A 5042-nucleotide genomic window follows, 5' to 3' on the forward strand; every position below is an offset into this window, starting at 1 on the left:
GCCCCGCCCCGGCTGGCGACCGCCTGGGCCGCCGTCAGACCTGGGCAGATCCGGACCTCGACGTCGCGCCACTGCTCGTCGCCGGCCATCTCCAGCACGGCGCTGGCCATCGCGAACACCCCGGGGTCACCGGAGGACACCACGGCCACCCGGGACCCGCGCTTGGCCAGGTCCAGGGCGAAGGCGGCGCGTTCGGACTCCACCTGGTTGTCCGAGGCGTGCCGGCGCTGGCGGGGGTTGACCGGCACCCGGTTCAGGTAGGTGGTGTAGCCGACCAGCTCATCGGCGGCGGCGAGTTCGGCCTGCACCTCGGGGGTCAGCCAGTCCCGGCCGGCCGGGCCGAGGCCCACCACTACCACCTCGCCGCGCTGCTCGGCACGGCCGGTGCCCTGCCGCGGGGCGGGGATCGCCTCGCCTCCGCGGCTGGGCAGCAGCGCCAGCGAGAAGTACGGCACCCCGGCCGGATCGACCTCGGCCAGCGGCAGGATGCGCTGCTGGCCGGTGCTGGCCCGCTCGACGTACCAGGCCTCGTCCAGCCGGCCGGCGGTGGCGAAGGCGCGCTGCACCTTGTCGAAGGTGCGTCCGAGCTTCATCACCACGGCTGGGTCGGTGCCGGCCAAGCGGTCGGCGAGCACCTCGCCGGGCAGCGTGCCGGGCAGCACGGTGAGGATCTCCTCGTGCTCGACCAGCGGCCGGCCGAGTGCGGCGGAGGCGCCGCTGATCGAGGTGACCCCGGGCACCACCTCGCACGGGTAACGGTGTGCCAGGCGCTTGTGCAGGTGCATGTAGGAGCCGTAGAACATCGGGTCGCCCTCGGCGATCACCACCACGTTGCGGCCGGCCTCCAGGTGCGCGGCCAGCCGTTCGGTGGCGGCGGCGTAGAAGTCCTCCATCGCCCCGGCGTAGCCGCCGGGATGGTCGGTGGTCTCGGTGGTGACCGGATAGATCAGCGCCTCCTCGACCTGCCCGGGCCGCAGGTAGGGCTCGGCGACCGACCGGGCGATGCTGCGTCCGTGCCGGGCGCTGTGAAAGGCGATGACGTCGGCGGCGCTGATCAACCGGGCCGCCTTGACGGTGACCAGTTCCGGATCGCCCGGTCCGAGGCCCACGCCGGCCAGCCGTCCGGTGCCCCGGCCTGGTGGCCGGGCGGTGCTGTCGGGCAGCTCGTTCACTCTTCCTCGCTGGCGATCGCGTTGATCGCGGCGGCGGTGACGGCCGAACCGCCGCGCCGGCCGCGCACGATCAGGTACTCGGGGGCGCCGGTGCGGGCATGGGAGTCGGCCAGCGCCTGCTTCGACTCGGCGGCTCCGATGAAGCCGACCGGGATCCCGATCACGGCTGCCGGACGAGCGGCGCCGGCCTCGATCAGGTCCAGCAGCCGGAACAGTGCGGTCGGGGCGTTGCCGATCGCGACCACCGAGCCGGCCAGCCTCTCGCGCCACAGCTCGAGGGCGGCGGCGCTGCGGGTGGTGCCGAGTCGGGTGGCGAGATCGGGCACCCGCGGGTCGCCCAGGGTGCACACCACCTCGTTGCCGGCCGGCAACCGGCGGCGGGTGATTCCGGAGGCGACCATCTGGGCGTCGCACAGAATGGGGGCGCCGGCCAGCAGGGCGTTGCGGGCCGATTCCACGACGCCGGGGGAGTAGTCGAGATCCTCGACCAGGTCGGTCATGCCACAGGCATGGATCATCCGGACGGCGACCCGGGCCACGTCGGCGGGCAGGCCGGACAGGTCGGCTTCGGCGCGGATGGTGGCGAAGGACTGCCGGTAGATCTCGGCGCCGTCGGTGAGGTAGCCGGTCACCGGGTGCCTGCCAGGACGGAGCCGGTGCCTAGCAGGGAGTCGGTGCGGGTGCCCAGGGCGGCGCTCAGCTCGGCCCGTGCTCCGCTGATCTCGACGCTGCGGTTTCCCTGGTGCACCTGGTAGCCCGAGCCGGTTGCGATCACGTCGATCACCGTGCCGGCGGGCCGGCCGCACCGGCGGCCACAGCCGGACCAGTGCACGCCGGTCACGGGCCGGGGATCGGTGGCGGGCTGGAGGTCGGTGGTCGACGGGTGACCGGGGGTCGACGGGTGGTCGGTCACGGGCCGGGGATCGGTGGTTTGCCGGAAACCTTCCGTGGCCGGCCGGGGACCTTCAGTGGCCGGCCGGGGACCTTCAGTGGCCGGCCGGGCATCGACGCCTGCGCGGTGCACCTTGACGGCGTCGGCCCGGACGTCGGCCAGCGCGGAGGCACAACCCGGTCGGCCGGTGCAGGCGGTGACCCCGTGCAGCGGGTCGGATCCGTCGGTGATCATCCCCAGCCGGGCGCAGCCGGCAAGCAGCTCGGTGAGGTCGCCGGCGGTCAGGTCGGGCAGCACGATGCTGCGCCACGGCGTCAGGATGAGCTGCGTCAGGATCGGCTGCCCAGCGAGCAGGGCGCCGGCCTGCTCGGCGCTCAGGCTGCCCAGCGGGATACCGATGACCAGGGCGTTGCCGCCGTCCCGCTGCCGGACCAGCCCCGGCCCAGGTGCTCGGCCGTGCAGGCCGGCAACGGTGGCCGGGTCAGGGCCGGCAACGGTGGCCGGGTCAGCACCGCCCGGTCCACGGCCGGTGCTCGGAGCGGCCCTGCCGAGAGGCTCCGGCAGCCCCAGCCGGGCGGCTACCCGTGCCGGCCCGTCGGCCAGTTCGGCCAGCCGCCAGGCGTTGCCGCCCTGGGCCTGGCGCTCTGCCAGAAAGGCCCCGGCGGCGGCGAGCATCAAATCGACCACGGCGGTGCTCGGCACCGGCGCGCCGACCGGCCGGCCGGCCAGCAGCAGCTGCATGGAGTCCGGCGAGGTGGCCGTGACCGCGATGTCGGGCTCGCCGGCCAGGACGTCGGCGCGGCCGTCGTCCAGGGCGAACAGGAACCGGCCGGACAGCTCAGCCAGTGCTGGGCGGTCGCACAGCGCTCGGTCGAACTCCGTGATCAGCGGCCGGACATCGGCCAGGCCGGCACCGTCCCGGCCGGTCAAGGGGGAGGCGAGCAGGTTGCGTACCCGTTCGTGAGCCGGTGAGGGCAGCAGGCCGGCGTCCTGCAGCAGGGCGGCCAGCGGCACCTCGTCGCCGTCGCGCAGCCCGCGTAGTTGCAGGTTGCCGCGCGAGGTGAGTTCCAGCTGCCCGTTGCCCAGCTCGTGGGCCGCGGCGACCAGCGCCCGCCATTGCGCCGCGGTCAGCACTCCGCCCGGTACGCGTACCCGGGCCAGCCCACCGTCGGCTGCCTGGTGCAGCCGTATCGCGCCGGGACAGGAGTCCTGTGGGCCGGCGCGGTGGGCAGTGGGCAGTGGTGACACGTCCGAGATCGTACGGCTCCCGCGCGTGGCGTTACGCGTGGTCATGCCGGGGCAGCGCCCCGCTAGCGCCAGGGTGCCCAGCGCTGCGGCGGATGGCCGGTGTATTCGTGGCCGGTGTCGTCGGTCCAGCGGTAGGCCCCATCGGGTAGCCGGCGGTACTGCCAGCCGGTGCCGATCTTGCAGAGGTTGTGCCGCTTGCAGGCCAGCGCGCCGCCGCACCGGCAGGTCCGGCCGCCCTGGGAGAAGGCCACGATGTGCTCGAACTCGCACCGGTAACCAGGTTGGCCGCAGGTCGGGAAGCAGCACACGCTGTCGCGGGCCAGGACGAAATCCCGCAGCCGCTGCACCGGCCGGTAGTTGTCCTTGCCGATGTCCAGCAGCGCGCCGGTGTCCGGATCGGTGAGCAGCCGGCGCCAGGTTCCCGACGCGTCGGCGGCATAGCGGCGGGCGGTCCCGGCGGTGATCGGGCCGTAGCCGGCCAGGTCAGCCGGTTCGTCGTCCAGGCCGAGCAGGGTGTCGGCCGAGACGACGATCTGGATGCTCGGACGGCGGCCCTGCAGTTCGGGTAGCGCGTCGTGCGGCAGGCCGGACAGCACCGCGTCGACCAGCAGATCCGCGCGCTTCTGGTCCATCGTCCGGTCATCGGCGGCCGGCAGCAGGGTCGCGGCAGCGGTCAACCGGGTGAAGATCAGCTGGCCCTGCGGGGCATCGAGCAGGACCGGCAGCAGGACCATGCCGTCCTCGCACGGCTGGAAGCCCACCTTGCGGTCGGCCAGGGCGTGCTGATGGCGCCGCTCGGCGTTGCCCGGATCGATCCTGGCCACTGCCCGCCGGGCCGCCTGCCGCAGCTGGCCGACCGTCTGGTCAGCGGCCCGGGCCAGTGCCGCACCCTCGAACTCGGCCACCAACTCCGGCGGGAGGGACCATGCCTGCTCACAGATCACCTCGGTGTGCCGGTAGGAGATCTTTCCGGCGTGCAGCAGCGACAAGGTCGCCGGCAGCTCGCGGACCAGCAGGCTGGCCGCTTTCAGCTTGGTCTGGGCAGTCCTGGTGGGAACACCCAGGGCAAGCGAGACTGCCTCCTGCGAGAGGTGGAGTTCGCTGGCATCAGCCGCCTCGATCTCGGCGAGCACCTGCTGTTGCACCGAGTCCAGCCAGTGCTTCTGCTCTTCGAGCAGGGTGAGCAGGTCGATCCGGGCTGCCGGGGACAGCAGCTGAGGGTCGAACAGCGCGATCTCGCCGGTGGGACGGTTGGCCGGCGGCAGGTCGAGGAGCTGCATCAGCCGTTCGGCGGCGGGCACCAGTTCGGCATATACCGGATGCTCGTTCCAGTCCGGCTCGGGCAGGTCAGACAGCAGGTCCGACGGCAGGTCCGGAAGGTCTGCCACCAGGGCGGCGAACTCCTCATCGATGCTGTCGAACATACCGCTGATTTTAGCACGATTGTACAGGTAATCAGGTGGGTTTTCCCTTTGTGGATAAGTTCAAACCCGAATGTGGATAACCGGCGCTGTGCGGGTCCGCCAGCCCGCACAGCGCCGGACAACCGAACGCGCGGAGTTCCCGAAGCGAGTTCGGTCCGAGCCGCGCACCGGTCGCCGGCAAGGTCGAGAGCTCGACCGACGAGGCCGAAAGCTCGACCGACGAGGCCGAAAGCTCCTCGTCGCCGCGCCCTGTCTGCGACTTCCAGGCTGCCGCGCCGTAGGCCTGGCGCCTCGTCCGCGTGACCC

Annotated in this window: 5 protein-coding genes; all 5 read right to left on the reverse strand. The window is 72.8% G+C overall.

Features of this window, described 5'->3' with window-relative positions; genetic code table 11:
* The coding region (locus VF542_RS03955) for a precorrin-2 C(20)-methyltransferase (RefSeq protein ID WP_408650405.1) at positions 1–1172 on the reverse strand (1172 nt) is incomplete at its 3' end.
* Positions 1169–1804: a precorrin-8X methylmutase gene (locus tag VF542_RS03960; RefSeq protein WP_408650406.1), complete on the reverse strand. Its 636-nt coding sequence runs from the start codon at positions 1802–1804 to the stop codon at positions 1169–1171. The genes VF542_RS03955 and VF542_RS03960, both read right to left, overlap by 4 nt.
* Positions 1801–3312: a precorrin-3B synthase gene (locus VF542_RS03965; protein WP_408650407.1), complete on the reverse strand. Its 1512-nt coding sequence runs from the start codon at positions 3310–3312 to the stop codon at positions 1801–1803. The genes VF542_RS03960 and VF542_RS03965 overlap by 4 nt, the downstream gene beginning before the upstream one ends.
* Before the next feature lie 62 nt (positions 3313–3374).
* Positions 3375–4736 carry an HNH endonuclease gene (locus VF542_RS03970; RefSeq protein WP_408650408.1) on the reverse strand — a complete coding sequence of 454 codons (1362 nt, stop codon included), beginning with the start codon at positions 4734–4736 and terminating at the stop codon, positions 3375–3377.
* Between the two features lie 31 nt (positions 4737–4767).
* Positions 4768–5042, reverse strand: a 275-nt coding sequence (locus VF542_RS03975) for a hypothetical protein (protein ID WP_408650409.1), incomplete at its 5' end; no start/stop codon positions are given.

It is taken from the genome of Jatrophihabitans sp. (assembly GCF_036389215.1).
Classification (GTDB): domain Bacteria; phylum Actinomycetota; class Actinomycetes; order Mycobacteriales; family Jatrophihabitantaceae; genus Jatrophihabitans_A.